10 protein-coding genes and 1 pseudogene are annotated in these 17,195 nt (G+C 70.9%); 6 read left to right on the top strand and 5 right to left on the bottom strand.

Annotation, left to right across the window (positions count from 1 at the left end):
* Positions 1 to 143: 143 nt before the first annotated feature.
* The gene (locus tag ACIGW2_RS28485; RefSeq protein ID WP_391651682.1) at positions 144 to 581 is read left to right on the top strand and encodes a DUF4259 domain-containing protein; all 438 of its coding nucleotides are present in this window, start codon (positions 144 to 146) and stop codon (positions 579 to 581) included.
* A gap of 1,449 nt (positions 582 to 2,030) precedes the next feature.
* Here ACIGW2_RS28485 and ACIGW2_RS28480 read toward each other — a convergent pair.
* Positions 2,031 to 2,588 carry an NIPSNAP family protein gene (locus tag ACIGW2_RS28480; RefSeq protein WP_399846842.1) on the bottom strand — a complete coding sequence of 186 codons (558 nt, stop codon included), beginning with the start codon at positions 2,586 to 2,588 and terminating at the stop codon, positions 2,031 to 2,033.
* Positions 2,589 to 2,694: 106 nt separating this feature from the next.
* On the opposite strand from ACIGW2_RS28480, the gene ACIGW2_RS28475 reads away from it, so the two are divergent.
* Positions 2,695 to 3,624 carry a helix-turn-helix transcriptional regulator gene (locus tag ACIGW2_RS28475; RefSeq protein WP_399846840.1) on the top strand — a complete coding sequence of 310 codons (930 nt, stop codon included), beginning with the start codon at positions 2,695 to 2,697 and terminating at the stop codon, positions 3,622 to 3,624.
* 954 nt (positions 3,625 to 4,578) lie between these two features.
* Here ACIGW2_RS28475 and ACIGW2_RS28470 read toward each other — a convergent pair.
* Positions 4,579 to 5,094, bottom strand: coding sequence for a hypothetical protein (locus tag ACIGW2_RS28470; RefSeq protein ID WP_356075189.1), 516 nt, complete (start codon positions 5,092 to 5,094; stop codon positions 4,579 to 4,581).
* Positions 5,095 to 6,444: 1,350 nt separating this feature from the next.
* Between ACIGW2_RS28470 and ACIGW2_RS28465 the strand changes: the two genes are divergently transcribed.
* Complete coding sequence (locus tag ACIGW2_RS28465; protein ID WP_399846838.1) at positions 6,445 to 8,823, top strand: DUF4157 domain-containing protein; 2,379 nt, start codon at positions 6,445 to 6,447, stop codon at positions 8,821 to 8,823.
* A gap of 660 nt (positions 8,824 to 9,483) precedes the next feature.
* Here the strand turns inward: ACIGW2_RS28465 and ACIGW2_RS28460 are convergent.
* Complete coding sequence (locus ACIGW2_RS28460) at positions 9,484 to 10,467, bottom strand: LysR family transcriptional regulator (RefSeq protein ID WP_399846837.1); 984 nt, start codon at positions 10,465 to 10,467, stop codon at positions 9,484 to 9,486.
* Positions 10,468 to 10,960: 493 nt separating this feature from the next.
* On the opposite strand from ACIGW2_RS28460, the gene ACIGW2_RS28455 reads away from it, so the two are divergent.
* Together ACIGW2_RS28455 and ACIGW2_RS28450 are read left to right on the top strand one after the other, a co-directional pair.
* On the top strand, positions 10,961 to 12,190 hold the full coding sequence (locus ACIGW2_RS28455) for a serine hydrolase domain-containing protein (RefSeq protein WP_399846835.1): 1,230 nt from the start codon (positions 10,961 to 10,963) through the stop codon (positions 12,188 to 12,190).
* A gap of 194 nt (positions 12,191 to 12,384) precedes the next feature.
* Positions 12,385 to 12,966: a suppressor of fused domain protein gene (locus ACIGW2_RS28450; RefSeq protein ID WP_356073041.1), complete on the top strand. Its 582-nt coding sequence runs from the start codon at positions 12,385 to 12,387 to the stop codon at positions 12,964 to 12,966.
* Positions 12,967 to 13,729: 763 nt separating this feature from the next.
* Here ACIGW2_RS28450 and ACIGW2_RS28445 read toward each other — a convergent pair.
* On the bottom strand, positions 13,730 to 14,728 hold the full coding sequence (locus ACIGW2_RS28445) for a hypothetical protein (RefSeq protein WP_399846833.1): 999 nt from the start codon (positions 14,726 to 14,728) through the stop codon (positions 13,730 to 13,732).
* 385 nt (positions 14,729 to 15,113) lie between these two features.
* Here ACIGW2_RS28445 and ACIGW2_RS28440 point away from each other — a divergent pair.
* Positions 15,114 to 16,315, top strand: a pseudogene (locus ACIGW2_RS28440) (IS110 family transposase).
* A 24-nt stretch (positions 16,316 to 16,339) separates the two neighbouring features.
* Here ACIGW2_RS28440 and ACIGW2_RS28435 read toward each other — a convergent pair.
* Positions 16,340 to 16,759, bottom strand: coding sequence for an ankyrin repeat domain-containing protein (locus ACIGW2_RS28435; protein WP_356073047.1), 420 nt, complete (start codon positions 16,757 to 16,759; stop codon positions 16,340 to 16,342).
* Positions 16,760 to 17,195: the final 436 nt, after the last annotated feature.

Here is a 17,195-nt window from a genome sequence, read left to right as displayed (position 1 = left end):
TCCACGTAACTTTTAAAATGATCAAACGGCAGATGTACGGACGCGCTGGCTTCAAGCTCCTGCGCAAGCGGGTGCTGCTTGGCTCCTGACCTCCTTGTCGGTGGCCAGTGCGAGGATCCCGAGACGACCGCGCGAGGAGAGATATGGGCACCTGGGACATCGGCCCCTTCGACAATGACACCGCCGCCGATTTTGCCGGTGACCTGGACGAGGCAACCATGGAAGAACGCGAGTCCATGATCCGCAGAGTCCTCAAACGCGCCGCCGACCCTTCGGACTACCTGATCACCCCCGACGCCGAGCGAGCAGTTGCCGCAGCAGCCCTGGTGGTCGCACAGCACCCTGACGGCGAGCCCGCGTGCTCGAACTACGGCCCATCGGAGCCGCTGCCGGAGTTGCCCGCGGACCTTCGGACGCTCGCCGTCGGCGCCCTGGACCGAGTAGTCGACGAGCGGTCTGAAATCGCCGAGCTGTGGGACGAGGCCACGGACGGGCCGAGATGGCGCCGAGACATCACCCGCCTCCGCGACGTCCTCGACCCTCCGATCCCGCCACAAGAGGAAGCCCTCTTCGAGATATGACCAGTGACCCACAGTTATGGACCACAGAAGTTGAGCCAGAGCCACGACTCGTGATTAAAGCCAGCGCTGCAAGGCCGGAGGCTTGTGCGCGTCGCTTTCCGCCTTCCCTCCTTGGTTCACGAGCCCACCTCAGCCCCCCCCTTTGGACACGAGTGCATCGAGGCCGCTCAAGAACTGGCTTCCCTGGATCCGCCGGACAGGACCCAAGGCGTCTCCCCCGAGGACCGGACCGCCGACGTTCTGCGTGCTGCCTGGACGGGCCTTCGAGCGGGCGCAGTAGCCGTCTGCTGCCCAACCGCCACCGGGGCCCGCGTACCGTCGTGGGCGTGCCTACTCTTCCGGTACCGGGGGGAAGATCCGGGAGATCATGCAGGCGGCGCGTGAGAATGGCGCGGCAGGAGCGCTGGAGTTCCAGGTCGAGGCGACTTCCCATCCGAAGGTGTTCCTGCCCGCGGCGGGGCCGTGCGAGTGTTTCCTGGATCCGGGGCGCAGCGGGGCGGGCTGCGTGGCCCATGCGGTTGAGGCGGGCGGCGACGTCGCGTGCGGTGGAGTCGTTGTCCTCCCGGCACGCATGAGGGCTCGGCCGGCGGTGTCCGCCTATCTCCCACAGGGCTGACGCGACATGAGGGAGAGTTCAGGCGTTCCCGATGTTGAGGGCGGTCGCATCGTTCTGCTGGTTCCGCGCGTTCTGCTCGAGCTGCGCGTTCAGCATCCGCCGCAGACGCGGCAGCAGGGTCACGGCGGGAGGGCCGCGGCGGGAGGGCCGGTCCGGCCCAGGACGACGCACGCTTCACGGGACCGGTAGGTGTCGAGCAGGCCCTCCAGCTGCGGGAGGACTTTTTCGGGGGCGCGTTCGAGTTCTCAGACGGCGCCCGCCGTGGCTACCCGTAGGTCCGGGTCTTCCTCGTCGGTCGGAATGCGGATGGCGTCCAGGGCGGGTGCGGCGTGGGAGGGGCGAACTCGCGAGCGCTTCCAGGATCGGTACTGCGGTGCGCCACTGCTTGTGCCGGACGGCGGCTCGGACGGCGTCCGGTGAGCACGGGCGCGGCCGCCGGGTCGCCCATTTCGGCCAGGGCGGAGGCCAGAGCCGGGGCGCCGATGGCGGGCCACTCCCGCGAGTGGTCGACGCCGGCAAGGAGGCGAATCAGCCGGGGTGCGCGTTCGTGGGCGGCCTGGGGCAGGTGCCCGGCAGCGCTCAGGGCGCGCCAGGCGTCGGTGCCGGTGTCCAGTGCCGTCAGCAGTCCGGGCCGGGCCCGGTCGCCGCCGAGGCCGGCCAGCGCCAGGACGGCCTGCTGGTGGGCGCGGCGCGGGAGCGGGTGGGGACTCGCCCATGCATCGGGGCGGTGGGTGGTGCGGTGGGTGGTGACGTAGGCGGTGTCGCGTTCGGTCAGGGCCTGGAAGAGGAGTCGGTGGCACGGCGGTCCCGCTGCGTTTCACGAGCGGGCGCGGTTACGCGTTCCAGGGCTCCACGGGTTCCAGCCGCAGCCGCTGGGTCGGCCAGGGTGCCGGTTGGGCCGGGCCGAACCAGATCCGGACGTCCTCCCCGGTCCGGACGGGCAGGCGGGGAAAGTCGTTCTCGGCGTGCTCGGTGCGGTGCAGTGCATGCTCCGGGCCCAGGTGCCGGGCGGCGTACGCGTCGAAGGCGGCCGCGTCGGTGGGATGGCAGACGGTCGCGAGTACCTCACTCGTGCCCGGCTCCGGTGTGAAGCCCGGGCCGCGCAGCAGCAGGACGTCGTCGCTGTCGATCATGGTGGCGTTCGCGGTGTCGCGGTGCTCCCTCCAGACCGGGCCGGTGTAGAACGCCTCCAGCGCGCGCCGGCGGTGCGCCATGTCGCGAAAGGCGCGCAGCCAGACGAAGCGGTCGGGGTCGTCCAGATCGCGGAAGCGGCCGCCGAGGGTGATACCGGCCGCCTGCTGGCCCGTCACGAACTCGCGCTCGAACAGCTCGATCAGCGTTTCTCTGGTGCCGGGACGCAGGGTGTACTGCCGGAGCTCGACGATGCTCATGCGGTGACCTGCCCGGTGGGCGTGGGGTCCGTGGTCCGGTTGTCGTCCATGCGCGGCAGGTTAGGGCCGGTCTGCTGACATCGGCTGTCAGTGGATACTGGGCGGCATGCGTGCGAGCCGGCTGGTCACCCTGCTTCTGCTGCTCCAGAACCGGGGCCGGATGACGGCCCGGCAGCTGGCCGACGAACTGGAGGTCTCCGTCCGGACGGTCTACCGGGACGTCGAGGCGCTCGGAGCCGCCGGTATCCCGCTGTACGGCGCCGCCGGCCATGCCGGCGGCTACCGGCTGGTCGACGGCTACCGGACCCGGCTCACCGGACTGACCGTGGACGAGGCACGGGCCGCGTTCCTCGCCGCGCTCCCCGGCGCCGCCGCCGAACTCGGCCTCGGCGAGGCGCTCGCCACCGCCCGGCTCAAGCTGCAGGCCGCCCTTCCGGCAGAGGTGCGCGAGCACGCCGAACGGATCCAGCAACGCTTCCTGCTCGACGCCCCCGGCTGGTACGGCGACGCCGGCCAAGCGCCTCACCTGGGCGCGGTCGCCGACGCGGTGTGGACGCGGCGGGCGGTGGTCCTGCGCTACCGGCGCTGGCGGGCGCCGCAGGAGATCGAGCGGCGGGTGGAACCGTACGGGCTCGTCCTCAAGGCCGGCCGCTGGTACCTGGTCGCCGGCGGGCCGTCCGGGATCCGCACCTACCGAGTCGACCAGATCCTCGCATTCCGGCCGCTGGAAGAAGAGTTCGTCATCCCAGGCCGGTTCGACCTGGCCGGGTACTGGAACGTCTATCTGGCCGGCTTCCGAGCACGACTGCACACCGCGGAGGCCCTGGTGCGGCTCACCCCGCAGGGCGCCCGCCTCCTCGGCGTCACACCCGCGGGCGACGGATGGACGCAGATCCGTCTGCCCATCGAGTCGATCGACCACGCCCACCGGGACTTCCTGCGGCTGGGCACCGATATCGAGGTCCTGGCACCGGCCGAACTACGCAGCCGCATCGCCGAGACGGCACGAACCCTGGCCGCCCGCTACGAAAGGTGACCCCCGGACCGAACGCTCCCCTGGACAGAACGCTCCCCGGCCCCGGCCCCGGCCACCGGCGACACACACACGACCGGAGGCCGATATGCTGCCCGGCCGATTCCCGCTCTACAGCCCTGAGCGGACCAGGCCTGCCCCGTCCGGCACTCCTGTGCCTTCTCGGCCCACGGGAGAACACCCCGGCGATTCTCCTCGCCGGCAACGAAGCCGCCGACGTCCTCGGCATCACCCCCTCCGCCGTCCGGGCCTGTGCCACCCCCGGGGCGACCTCTCCGCTGGCACCACCCGCTGCGACGCCCGGCCCCGGGGGCCCGCCCGCCACGAGGTCCTCGAGCGCCGCGACAACGCCGCCGGCCGCGGCAAGGCCGGTGCCCGCCGTGCCGGCCAGCCCAAGGCCCCGCACGCAGCACGCGTACGGAGGCGACCTTGCCTGCGGACCGCGGATGACACTTCCGGCCTCGGCCACCGCCGGCTCCGAAGGGCCGCACCGCGGCCGAACCGGCCCGGGCCCGGCAGCACGGCGCCGCTCCCCCGCACCCGGCAACGCGCGCACTCCGCGGCCACAGCACCCCAAGCCACACCAGCACACCAGCAGCAGGAACCCCTGCCGGGGTGGTGGGCCCGGCAGGGGCGCTGTCCGCCCGCACCCCACAAGGGCGGGGCGCAGGGCGGGCCAGGAGGGCCGCGCGGCATCGGGCTCGGCCCCGGCGGCCGCGCGGGAGCGTTCCGCCCACCTCGGAGCAAAAGGCGGGGGTGAGAGGCCGTCAGGTTCTGCCGTGAAACGTCACGCCCGCATCAGGGGTGATGCAAGGGCGACGGCGCGTCGAAGGGCGACGGCGCGTCGCAGGACAGGGATCGCCCTGGCTCAGGGCCCGGATTTCGCGTACCCCTTGTGCGCCCTCGGCAGGAACTGGTGCGTCACGGCGTCGAGTCCGGCTGCGGGCGGGCGGGGTTTCAGCAGCTGTAGGTGGTGCCGTCGGCGGCGGTGTTCCAGTTGCAGGTGCTGATGCTGCCGGTGGCGGTGTTGTCGTCGTGGCTGCCGGGCCTCTTCAGGCGCAGGTCCGGGTTCTTCACGGTGCTGGTGTTCGGCAGGACGTGGCGGGCGTAGCCGCGGAAGATGTGGTGGTTGCCGTAGCTGTCGCGGTAGTTGCGGCCGCTGCCGGTGTGGACGTACGCCTTGGCTCCGGCCGGCAGGTAGTAGGTGGGCAGGGCGCGGCCGTAGGTGTTGGTGGTGATGTCGGGGATGTAGCCGCTGGTGTTGACGGTGCGGCTGGTGACGTTCTTGATGACGAAGTATTCGCCGTTGAGGTTGAGCTGGGTGGTGCCGCTGGTGTCGGCCCCGGCCGCGTTCGGCCGGACATGCGTGATCATCAGGGCGCCGGTGGTGGAAGCGGCCTGGCTGGGGGTGGCGAGGGCGAGGGTGCCGAGGGCTGCGGAGGTGAATGCGGCGATGCGTATGGTGCGGCTCATCGTGGACCTGTCTGGCAAGGGGGGGGTGGCGTCTGAGGGGTGTGATCATCGCAGCCCACCGGGGCCGTATGTGTGGAAACTGTGAAACTCGGCCGGGGGTCTTGTCGGGGGGCGCAGGTGAGCGGGGCCCGGCCCGGCCGGGAGGTCCGGAGTATCCAGCGGGCAGGGTCCGTCCCCGAGCGTTCCCGCGCAGGCACGGAAGCGGCCAGGCTTCACAGAGGCGGGCCGGCGCGCGGTGGTGCCGGTCCTCGGCACAGTGCCCGGCCCGTGGCGGCAACGTCGGGGGCTTGTTTTCACCCGCGCCCCCCATGTGACGACCCGGCGCCGCCGCCGCGCTACCGGGCGTCGGCGTGCCGTCCGCACACGTCCGCCCCTCACCTCCGCTGCAGCCCTCCCCCGCCGCCCCTCGTACTCCTCCACCGCGGTGGCGAACTCCGCAGGAGCCTTCCGCCGGTCCACCCCACCCGTCCCAGCAACCTGCGGGAAGCAGCCACACAACGTCTGTGGCCTGGCCCGTCCCACCGGCCGGCCTGCCTTCGTATCGCCGAGCGGATCAGAGCGGCCCCGCCCCGCCCCCGCCTCATCAACACCGATCCGGAGCTCGTACAGCCCTCCGGACCCTCCACCGCCCGGCGGACACGACCGACACGACCACGCCATCAGGACGCCCGAACCCGAGGGCGCCAACGCGGGCGCGGGCGGCTGCAGTGCCGTCGTCGTGACGGACGAAGGCGAGCAGGGTCCCTCGGGTGGTGGGGTCGACCATGGCCCGGCGAAAACAAATTCGCCGGTTGACGCAGCTGGTGGTGCCGTTGCCGTCTTCGACGTTGCCCCGCCGGGCGGTGTCGTCGCAGACGTTGAGCTGGAGGTGGCTCCTTGGATTCCGTACCGATCACGCAGCGCCCGAGCATCGCGGCGCGGGGCGTGACGCTGGAGGCAGACAGCCCGGCCGAGGAGCTGGTCGGCTTCCTTCCGCGTGTTCTGTCGTGACTTTTCGGGCTGGCGAACGGGTTCTGCGGATTACGGGCCTGGACCCGGATCTCCAGCGTGGCCAGCTCCCCGGGCGTGGTCATCGGCAGCGCTCGGCAGGCCCACCAGGTTGACGTCACCGAACTGACGCGGCGAGGGGCAGTTCATCGGGTGGTTCTCCAGCGGTTCGTGCAGGTCGGCCGAGGCTTCTCCAGGCCGGGTGCCGGCCCCGGCCCTCAGCCGGGAGCGCCGGCAGGGCTCGCCGGGCGTTCGGGCAACGCCCCCTGCCCTCACTCCTGTCCGCAGGGACATTCCTCCGGCCTTGACCAAACGGTGTCGTGGAGTGAAACCCGGCTGCCCGACGGAAAGGCGCCCTCTCCCATGACTCGCGAAGCCGACCGGCCTGCGGACGTCGAACACCGGCACCAGCGGACGGCGGCGCGGGCCCCTCTCGCCCCGTCCGATGCCCTCGATATCCAACGCTCCGCCGGGAACAGTGCGCTGATACAGCTCCTGCGCCAGGCGGGCCACCCCTGGGCCCAGGAGCCGCATCAGCACACGGCCGGCTGCGGCCACCCGCACAACGCGCGGGCCGAACAGCCCGCCGTGCAGCGCTCCACCGTCCACGACGTCCTGCGCACCTCCGGGCGCCCCCTCGACGACGCCACCCGTACCGACATGGAGGCCCGGCTCGGCGCCGACTTCTCCGATGTCCGCGTCCATGACGACTCCGCCGCCCGCGCCTCCGCCGCCGAGGTCGGCGCCCGCGCCTACACCAGCGGCAACCACGTCGTCCTCGGCGACGGCGGCACCGACCGGCACACCCTCGCCCACGAACTCACCCACGTCATCCAGCAACGCTCCGGCCCTGTCGCCGGCACCGACAACGGGGACGGCCTGAAGGTCTCCGACCCCTCCGACCGCTTCGAGCGGGAGGCCGAGGCAAACGCCCGGCGCGCACTGTCGGGCCCGGCTCCGGCGGGGCCGGCTGTCGCACCGCCCGTCCAGCGCACGACCGGTGGCACGCGGCTTTCCGTTCAGCGGGTGCCGGCGGAGACGGCGGAGACGGCGTCTTCGTCCTCCGCAGCGCCCACGCAGGCGGCGGCGGTCCCGGCCGCCCCGATGTTCGGCATCAAGATCAGCAGCACAGCGGACGTGAAGGCCCACGGACTGACGGCCGAGAACACTCTCGTCGTCAACGCGAAGCACTCCGGCGACATGTACCACGTCCGGGCCGCCCTGATCGTCAACCCGGAGCTCAGGCTCCTCATGTACGGACTCCTGGACGACTTCGACCCCAAGGCCGACGGCAAGCGGATCACCGAATCCGTGAAAAACAGGAGGAAAGCGGAGGAAAATTCCCCGGAAAAAATCGCCGCGTCCACCGCGAGGGCGACTGAGTTCAACCAGACAAAAGACGCCATCGCAGCTGAAGTCGGCAAATCCTTCCCCCCGGATCACGATCCTGCTGCTGCTGATGCTGAGGCCAAAGTCGCGAAGTGGCGCGAAGAGGAAAAGAAACGCCGGATCAAGGAGGCCATGAAAACATCGCCCGAGGCCGCCTACAGGGCCGCGTTCGCAGCGGAGACGGCCGCGGAAATCGCCGCGGAGATCACCGCGCTCCAGACCAACCGCCCCGCGGAGAAGCGCGCCGTCGACCGCAAGGCCCAGCACATGTACCAACTCCACGAGGACCTGCCCGGCCGGGTCTTCTACACCAAGGAGAGCCCGAGGAACCTCAAGATCGGGCACAGCGGAGAGACCAGATCCACCGACGCGTTCATGGAAAGCATGCTGGCGAAGCGGCGCGCCTGGGTCGGTGCCGGCGGTGACGCGGCAGGAATGCAGGACTTCCACCGCGAGTACGCCGCTCCGGACGAGGACACCAAGCAGGCGTTCGACGCCGCCCGCTCCGACTCCGACCACCCGCTGAGCAGATTCAGGACAGGTGTCCGGTACGTCATCGTGAACTACCGGGACAGCGGCCACACCGGGGAAGGGAACGCCCCCGCGCTCGACACCGGACACGACGGCCTGAGCCAGCTCCAGGAAATGATCCGCACGCACCCCGATCTCGGGGGTGCGCAGCCCCTCCTCATCGGCGACTTTCCGGGACCGGTCCCCACCGACGGGCCGCACCTGCACAAGTACTGGCAGTGGCCCGGGATGACGGGCCGCCGCTCCGAGCTGGCGCTGCTGCACTACCTCAATGAGAAGTTCACCATCATCGGCGCGGTCGGCATGCGCAGCGGCGTCACCGACCAGTTCGCCTTCGCCGGCATCAAGACCCTGTCGATCGACATCTCCCCGAACCAGCCCAGGCCCCGCAACGGCCAGACGGTGGACAACGAGACGGACGCGACGAAGTACCCCTCCAAGGGCTGGGAGCGCGGCGGGAAACTGGAAGCGATCTTCGGTCCGCGGTACGGGCGGGCCTTCCTCAAACAGGAAAGGGCAGGAGACCAGGAGGTCACCAAAGGCCACCCGTGGGCGGGCCCCTTCGGGGAACAGGACCAGGCGATGCTCCGTGACGCGATCGCGCACTTCTTCGCCGAGGAACGCAGCGACGGAGGCACCCTCGCGACAGCCGACGACTTCCGGCACTTCTCCCACCCGCTGCACCCGAGCAGCATCTCCGAGCTCGACGAAAGCGACCTGCTCGGCAACGACAAGAAGAGGGTGATCCACGAGAGGATCGCGGCACTACAAGCTGCGGACGCGGAGGACAGGAAGAAGAAGGGCCCGCCGACGACCCCGTAACAGCCAACAGCGCTACGAAACCCCGCACTTGGGCGCCGTAAGGTGCGGAAAGACACTCAGCCGCTACGTGACCCACGGCCCACACACCGGGAACTCGAAGACAACTCGAGCCCCTTCACGCTCAACGGCAGCGGGGCCATGCCGCTGGAGGAGGAATCCCCGGCAGATCCGAGCTTCCGGCTGCTGGGGGTGCGCTCGTCTGCCCACACGGCGCTATACGGGGTCATTCCCGCGAAAACGGGGAGCACCACGGGGGGCGATCTCCAAAGGGCGTGGGCCGATCCCCGCGGGTACGGGGGGGCAGCCCGCGGTCGGCGCTGTGTCGTTTGCGTTGTCCGAGCAGCATTTCGCCGCCGCAGGCAGTGCGGGACGAGGGACCGGGAAGAGTCGTACGGCGGTGTCCACGTCCATCGTGCTGGGGGGTGGGTCCGCGGGTGCGGCGCTCGGGGCGTGTCCGGGGGCGCCATGGCGGGCGGGCATCGTGCAGTGGGAGGCGACTACGGCCTCGTGGCCGGCTCGGTCGGCCGGCCCGGGGATTCGGCGGGGCCGGCGCCGAGTGTCGAGGGTCCGGCGTGAAAGCGGGCGGCGAGCAGGCTGGTACGGAGGCGGCGGGGGCGGTGGGTGTCGCCTCAGTGGCCGGGGGCGTGGCTCGTGGTGGCGTCAGCCACCGGTTCCGCACCGGTGTGTCGCCGGCTCGGGCAGCGACGCGCGCGGGGGCCGGTCCGCGGCGGGGGCTTCCTGGGGGTGGAGCGGAGCGGCGCCGGCCGCCTGGGTGCGGAGCAGGTCGACGAAGGGTTCCGCCGGCGGCCTTGCACCGGTGGCGGGCAGCAGCACGCCGTAGTCGAGGGTCGGTGCGTCGCTGAACGGTACGAAGGCGATGTCCGGTCGGGCGTGGTAGTGCGCGGATCGCGCCGCCACGATGGACGCGCCGAACCCGGCGGCGACCAGCACGGGGATCTCGTGCCAGGAGGAGCAGGAAGGGCCTCGTGGAATGAGGCGGCCCATGGGGGTGCGTGAGGGGAAGTGGGTGTCGGCAGCGGCTTTCGACCGGATGGTGTCCAGCCGGATCAGCGGCACGCCGGCCAGGTCTTCGACGGACACCGTCGAGGCGCGGGCCAGCGGGTGGCCGGCGGACAGCATCAGGGCCTTCGGCTCGCGGAAGAGGACCGGGCCGGTGACGATGCCCGGTTCGAGGACGGGGAACTCCGCGATCTGCAGCTGTATCTCGCCGCGCTGGAGCGCGCCGTAGGGATCGGTGAACGAGATCTCTCTGACGCGCACGGACCAGCCGGGGTGCTGGGCGCGGAACGCGTCGCCGGTCCGCAGCAGCAGTTCGGCGCACCAGGGGGTCGTGTAGCCGGTGCACAGTTCGCCTTCTGTCGCCCGGCCCTCGGCGGTGGCCCGTTCCAGAGCCCGGCGGATGCGCTGGTGCGCCGGGAGCAGCTCGTCGCGGAGCTCCTCGCCGAGCGCGGTGAGACGCACGGTGCGGGAGGTGCGCTCGAACAGCGGGGCGCCGATGCGGCGTTCCTGCTTCTTGATGACGTGGCTCACTCGGGACGGGGTGACGTGGAGGCGTTCGGCAGTGCGGCCGAAGTGCAGTTCCTCCGCCAGCGTCAGGAAAATCTCGATGTCGCGCAGCTCCATCGCCCCTCCCCCCTGACCGCTTACCGGTCGTGAACCTAATGGGCGGCAGTGCGTTGACGCAACGCGCATCGATGCGCCTGCGGGCAACGGTGTCTTGCCGATCCGGCGGTTGATAGCCCTTCGGCCGCGGGCCAGGCTGGTTCCGGCCGGGCCGTGGCGCTGCGGCTGCGTGGCCCCATGCCGACCACAGCGAGGACGACATCTCCATGGCCGATTCCCCTGCCCGCTCCGCGCCCGGCAAGCGAGGCCGGACCTGACCTCGGTCAGTGCCGTCCGCGGCTGTGCCAGGAGGACCGGGGCAGGCGCCGCCGGCTTTCTCGGCAGGGCCCGGCAGGGAGCCGGACCGGGCCCCGGCCGCGGCGTGCCCGTCACGGTCGGGCGGGGTTCTTCCCCTCGTACCGCTGAACGTGCCGCCCTTGCCGGTGCGGGCATGCGGTGCCGTATCCGAATGTCGCACGAGTCGCACGATCCCCTCATTTCAAGGAGCTTCTGGATGGGTCAGAACACCGGCGGTTTCACCAAGTCCGGCCCGGGGCGCGTGCGCGACGTGCTGGCGCGGCACGTCGATTCCGGCACGATCCCCGGCCTTGTGGCGCTGTTCAGCCGGGGCGGCGAGACGTACGTCGAGACGATCGGCACGATGCGCCACCAGGGCGGAGAGCCGATGCGCCGGGACACCGTCTTCCGCATGGCCTCGACGTCCAAACCGGTCTCGATCGCGGCGGCGATGGTGCTGCTCGACGAGTGCCGGCTGCGCCTGGACGACACGGTGCAGGAGTGGCTGCCCGAGCTCGCCGACCGGCAGGTGCTCAAGCGGATCGACAGCCCAATCGACGACACCGTCCCCGCGCGACGGCCCGTCACCGTACGGGACGTGCTGACCTCCACGTTCGGCCTCGGCATGGACATGACGGTGCTCGGCACGCCGATCATGGGCGCGCTGTTCGAGCGGGGGCTCACACCCAACCTGCCGACGCCGATGCCGGAGCCGGACGAGTGGATGCGCCGGCTGGGCGAACTGCCGCTGATGTACCAGCCCGGAGAGCGCTGGCAGTACCAGATCGCCAGCGACCTGGTCGGCGTGCTCGTCGCACGGGTCACGGGCCGGTCGTACGAGTCCTTCCTGAACGAGCGCGTCTTCGGGCCGCTCGGCATGAAGGACACCGGCTTCCACGTGCCCGCCGACCAGCTGCACCGGCTGCCCCCGTTGTACGCCCCCGACCCGGACAGCGGCGCCTTCCACGTGTGGGACGAGGCCGAGGGCGGACGCCACAGCGCCCCGCCGGCGTTCCCGAGCGGCGGCGCCGGCCTGACCTCGACCGCCGACGACTACCACGCCTACTTCCGCATGCTGCTCAACGGCGGCACGCACAACGGCGAACGGATCCTGTCCCGGCAGGCCGTCGAGCTGATGACCACCAACCGCCTCACCCCCGACCAGCTGTCCGCCCGGACCAGACTCGCCCTGGACAACGTCCACATCTCCTTCGGCCAGGGACAGCAAGGCGGCTGGGGCCTCGGGATGGCCGTGCGCACCTACCGCGGCGACTACGCGCCCGTGGGCCAGTTCGGCTGGGACGGCGGCGCGGGCACCTCCACCTACGCAGACCCGGTCACCGGCCTCACCGGGATCCTGCTCACCCAGGTCGGCACGACCCTCCCCGCCCCGGTCCAGGTCATGAACGACTTCTGGACCACCCTCTACCAGGCGATCGACAACTGAAGAACGCCCCGCCCGGCCCACTCCCGCAGGCCCGCACCACGCACACCTGAAGGCCGCACACCACGTAGTGGCCGGACGCCAGGGTGGTGGCCGGGCATGAGGCAAGGCCGGCTGAACCATCCGGATCCGCCCCGCCTGCGGCGGGGCGGACTCACGGCCAGGACACCTTCAGCAGCCGTGAGATCCTCTCCGTCATGTTCGAGAGCGAGCGCAACCAGCGGGCGACAGCAGGCGTCGAGGCCCACGTTCGCGATTTCTTCACCGGCCATGCGATCACGGTCAGCGACTACGACCTGGGACCTGGACGAAGGGAAGCGGTTCCCGACCTGAGGATCCTCACCGTCAGCCCGGGACCGCGCGCCGACAGCTGGTCCTACATCACCGCCGGCTGCTCGTCCGCGGTCGAGACGGACGGTCACGGCCTCGAGTTCGTCCTCTCCGCGCCCGTCCGCGACGAACGCTTTGCCGAGCTCCTGGCCATGACCGCCTGCTACCACGCCGATCACCACCTCGGTCTCGAGCACAGCCTGCCCATCGGGGAGCCGTGGCTGCCCGGGTCCCACTGCGACCACCTGCTGATCAGCCTCCCCTACCTGCACGGCCCCGATCTGGAGCACTGCCCGCTGCCGGACGGTCATGCCCGCGTCCTCTGGGCCCTGCCGGTCACCGCAGCCGAGATGGCCTACCGCCGCGAACACGGCCACGAAGCCCTTGAACAGCTCTTCGACGAGCACGCGATCGTCCCCACCGATCCAAGACGGCCGTCCGTCGCCTGAACCTCGCGGGCACAGTCCGGGCACATGCGGCAGCCGGGAAGCCCTCCAGCGCCGTCAGAACTCGTCGACACGTCGAAGCCCAGTGATCACCGATCGCCGCCCAACATCATCGAACAAACGCTGTCCGCCTCCATGAACGAAGCCACCGCAGGTCGTACCTCTTGCCAGGGTGCGCGCTCGAGTTCGGCCCCGGGAGCGGTCACCAGGCCAGGCGGTCTCCCGGGAGCGGTCACCAGGCGAGGCGGTCTCCCGGGTGCGTACCGGTCCGGCCGGTACGGCCGGTACGGCCCGAGACGCCGGGACGACGATGGCGGGCTCGGGCTCGGGCTCGGGCACGGACACCGAGCCGGGAGGCAGAATCTTCAGGGACCGGATGACGACCGGGCGGCGGACTCGGCCGCGGCCGCGATGATCCGCGCCTCCTCCAGACGCGTCTTCGTCACCCGGTCCGGAGACTCCGGGCACACCGTGAACCGGCCGGAGCCATACGCCACGGCGGCAACGCGCCCGGTGAGCTCCGGGGCGCAGCCGCCCACCGCTCCCGCGGCGAGCCGGCGGCCGGGCTCCGAAGCCGGGAGCCAGGGCCGGGCCATCCCACGTTTGGTGGAGAACGTTTCCCGCGTTCCTGGCGTGCCGCGTGGTGCTGACGACGTCGCTCCGGGGCAGGAGGCCGGAACGCATGTGGCGGTGGAGGCCACAGGCCGAGGGTGGCATGAGCGCACACCCAGGGCCGGCCAGGCCCGAGGACTCGGCACCGGGTGGCTTACCGCTGGCGCGTGAGGATGTACCGGTCACCCGTATCCGGCTCGCCGATCCAGGTGAAGACCGTCGGGTGTTCCTTCGTGCCGCCGATGTCCCAGCCGAGGGACAGGCCCTCGCAGTCCGCGATGCCGAGCTCGTGCGGGGCACTGTCGTTGTCGGTCAGCTGCCACGTCCCGGTGCAGTCGGAGGCGCCGGACCGCTCACCCGTGGCCTCGTACCGGTGGACGCCTTTCGCCGTCACCGTGCCGTCCGCCTCGAAGCGGAGGCTTCCGCCGTCACCGTCCGTCCAGGTGCCGACCATGTCGGCTTCCGCGAGCCGGGGCGGTTCGTAGATCGTGAGGATCCCCGAGCCGTACGCCACGACCCCGACCGCGAGCGTCACCACGAACAGCCCCAAACCGCCCACAGCCACGCCCCCGAGCACCCGCCAACGGGCCCCGGGCTGACCGGGGTTCCCCGCCGCCCGGGCACACAAGGCCGCAGGCGCCAGCACGACGAGGAGACCGAGGGCAAGGACGGGATAGACGAGCAGGTCACCGGAGCCGTCGAAACCGGCCAGGAGCACGCAGGAGCCGATGAGCAGTGCCAGGGCGGCGGCGACGACCGCCACCGCGGCCAGGGTGAGCTGCCAGCTGTCGCGCCGCCCCGTACGGCGGGCCACCGCACGCCCAAGGAGAACCAAGGGAAGCACCGCCATCGCCGAACCGGCCAGCCCCACGACCACCGACACGACCGCCAGCAGCACGAGCGCGAAGACGGTGCCGAACAGCCATCCGAGGCCGCCTTCGCCCCCGTGGGACTCCAACTGCAAGTTGTACAGGACCGTGACCAGCGCGGCGATCACAGCCTCGGCGCCGAGAGCCACAGCACCAACGGTGAACACCGCAGCGTTCCCGCCGCCCGAAGGCCGCACGGGCGTGAACCCCTGCGGCGGCACAGCCGGATTTCCCGGAGCCCCCATCGCTATCGGGCCCTGTTCCGGCGGCGTGGTCTGCGTCATGCGTCCCCCCTGCATCCAGGCACATCCAGGCACTTCATGCACCCAGGCCCATCATGCACCCCGGCACACCGGCGTGATCAACGAGGGGCCCATACGCTCGCTACCCGCGATCGAACCAGCAACCCAGCCCCCAGCGACCTCCCCCCGTTACCTTCTTCGTGGCTCCGCAATGGGGCTACCGGCCTTCGGGTCCGGCATGACTTCCCCCTCCTGTTGTTGATGATCCGGGGGGGGTGGTGTCACCGGCCCCGGAGGCATCGACGGACCACTGATGAGGGGCTTGAGCACCGGCTTCACCCAAGGCCGGAAGAGCTCTCTGTAACGCGGATGTGGCAGCTCGGTGCCCAGGCAAGGCCGGACGAAAGCATGATGGAGGGGCTGGCACGTGATCGACACCGGCGACATCGACGTCACCCTCGGCCTGGACGTCGGCAAGGGCGAACACCACGCCACCGCCGTCGCACCGGCCGGAAAGAAAGCCTTCGACAAGCGCCTGCCCAACACCGAACCCAGGCTCCGCGAACTGTTCGCAAAACTCCAGGCCAAGCACGGAACGGTGCTGGTAGTGGTCGACCAGCCGGCCTGATCGGGGCCCTGCCGCTGGCGGTCGCACGGGAGATGGGCTGCCCGGTCGCCTATCTGCCAGAACTGACGATGCGACGGATCGCCGACATCTACCCAGGTGAGGCCAAAATGGACGCGAAGGACGCGTTCATCATCGCCGACGCCGCCCGCGCGATGCCGCACACGCTGCGGGCCATCGACGGCGAGGACGAAACGATCGCCGAGCTGGAGATGATCGTCGGCTTCGGCGACGACCTGGCCGGCGAGGCCACCCGCGTCGCGAACCGGCTCCACCGCCTGCTGACCCAGATCCATCCGTCGCTCGAACGGGTACTGGGGCCGCGGCTGCAGCATCCAGCCGTCCTCACCCTGCTGGAACGGTTCGGCTCACCGGCACAGATACGCAAGGCCGGCCGTCGGCGGCTGGTCACGCTGCTGCGGCCGAAGGCCCCGCGGATGGCCGAGCGGCTGGTCGACGACATCTTTGACGCCCTGGACGAGCAGACCATGACAGTCCCGGGCACGGAGGCGGCCGCGCTGATCATCCCGAGCCTGGCCGGATCGCTCACGTCCGTGCTCGATCAGCGCAAGCTGCTGGCCGGGCGGATCGAGGAACTCCTGGAGGCCCACCCTCTTTCGAAGGTCCTGACCTCGATGCCGGGCGTCGGCGTCAGGACCGGAGCCAGGATCCTGTTCGAGGTCGGCGACGGCAGCACCTTCCCGACCGCCGGCCACCTCGCCGCCTACGCAGGACTCGCACCCGCGACCCGCAGTTCCGGGTCGTCGATCCGCGGCGAACAACCCTCCCGGAGAGGAAACAAGCAGCCCAAACGGTCCTTCTTCCTCTCCGCGTTCGCAGCCCTGGGCGCCCCGGCCTCCCGGGCCTACTACGACAAGAAGATCGCCCAGGGCAAGCACCACACCCAGGCCCTTCTCCGCCTCGCCCGCCGCAGGGCAGACGTCCTCTTCGCCATGCTCCGCGACGGAACCTTCCATGAACCGCAGCCGTCAGCAGTGTCATGAGCAGGCAAGAAGACGGACTGGCGGCTACCGCTCCTCGCCTGCACCAGGAACGTGAACCGCCACGTCGTAGTTACCGATCAGGTCGGCCAGAGCACGCGGACTCACGCCCTTCACGTTCTGCCGCTCGGGATCGGCTCCCGCCGCCAGCAGCACCTGGAGCGTTGCCGGATCACCCCGATAGTTGAATACCGCGTCGAACAGAGCCGTGTTGCCGTTACGAGCATGCGCATCCACCGTCGCGCCCGCCGCCAGCAGCAACTCAGCCGCGAGCGCGCTCTGGGACTGCGCGGCGAAATGCAGCGGCGTCATGCCTGCCTTGTCTGCCAGGTCCGGATCCGCCCCGCCCGCCAGCGCCTCCCGCAAGCCAGCAACGTCTCCCTGCACAGCGCAGTAATGCACCGCCGAGCGACCCATCCAGTCCAGCCCCTGACCCACATCCACCATGGCGCCCATCCTCTCCGAGCTTGACGAAGGAGATAGGGGCACCCCCCGGCAGGGACGAGACATCCTTCGCCAGTGCTCCACGTGGGCCAAGGCCGGCGCCCGGTACTCGTACCGACCGCGGGCACGCCGCACCCGAACCCCCGGGCCCGTACACCGCTCACGCGGCTGACGCCGCTGGCGCCGGAGCAGGATCAGCGGGGCTTCGACCACCCTCGGCGCCGCAGATGGGGTGGCGGCGCCGCTGTCGGCGGGCGGGCGGAAGCGGGCCCGGGAGCCGGTGTTCGTCCTTACCTTGGCTGGCCGCAACCCTCACCCGGCCCGTCACAGCCGTCGGCCAGGAGGCCACCGGCCTGTGCCACGGTCCCCACCTCCTTCGTACCGGACGGGGTCAGGGCTCGGGCCGCTGCCGGAGCGCCGGCAGCGCGGCTCCCCCGCC

Origin of the sequence: Streptomyces sp. NPDC053541 (assembly GCF_044544705.1) — a bacterium.
Taxonomy (GTDB): Bacteria; Actinomycetota; Actinomycetes; order Streptomycetales; family Streptomycetaceae; genus Streptomyces.
This window is presented reverse-complemented; position numbering and strand designations above follow the sequence as displayed.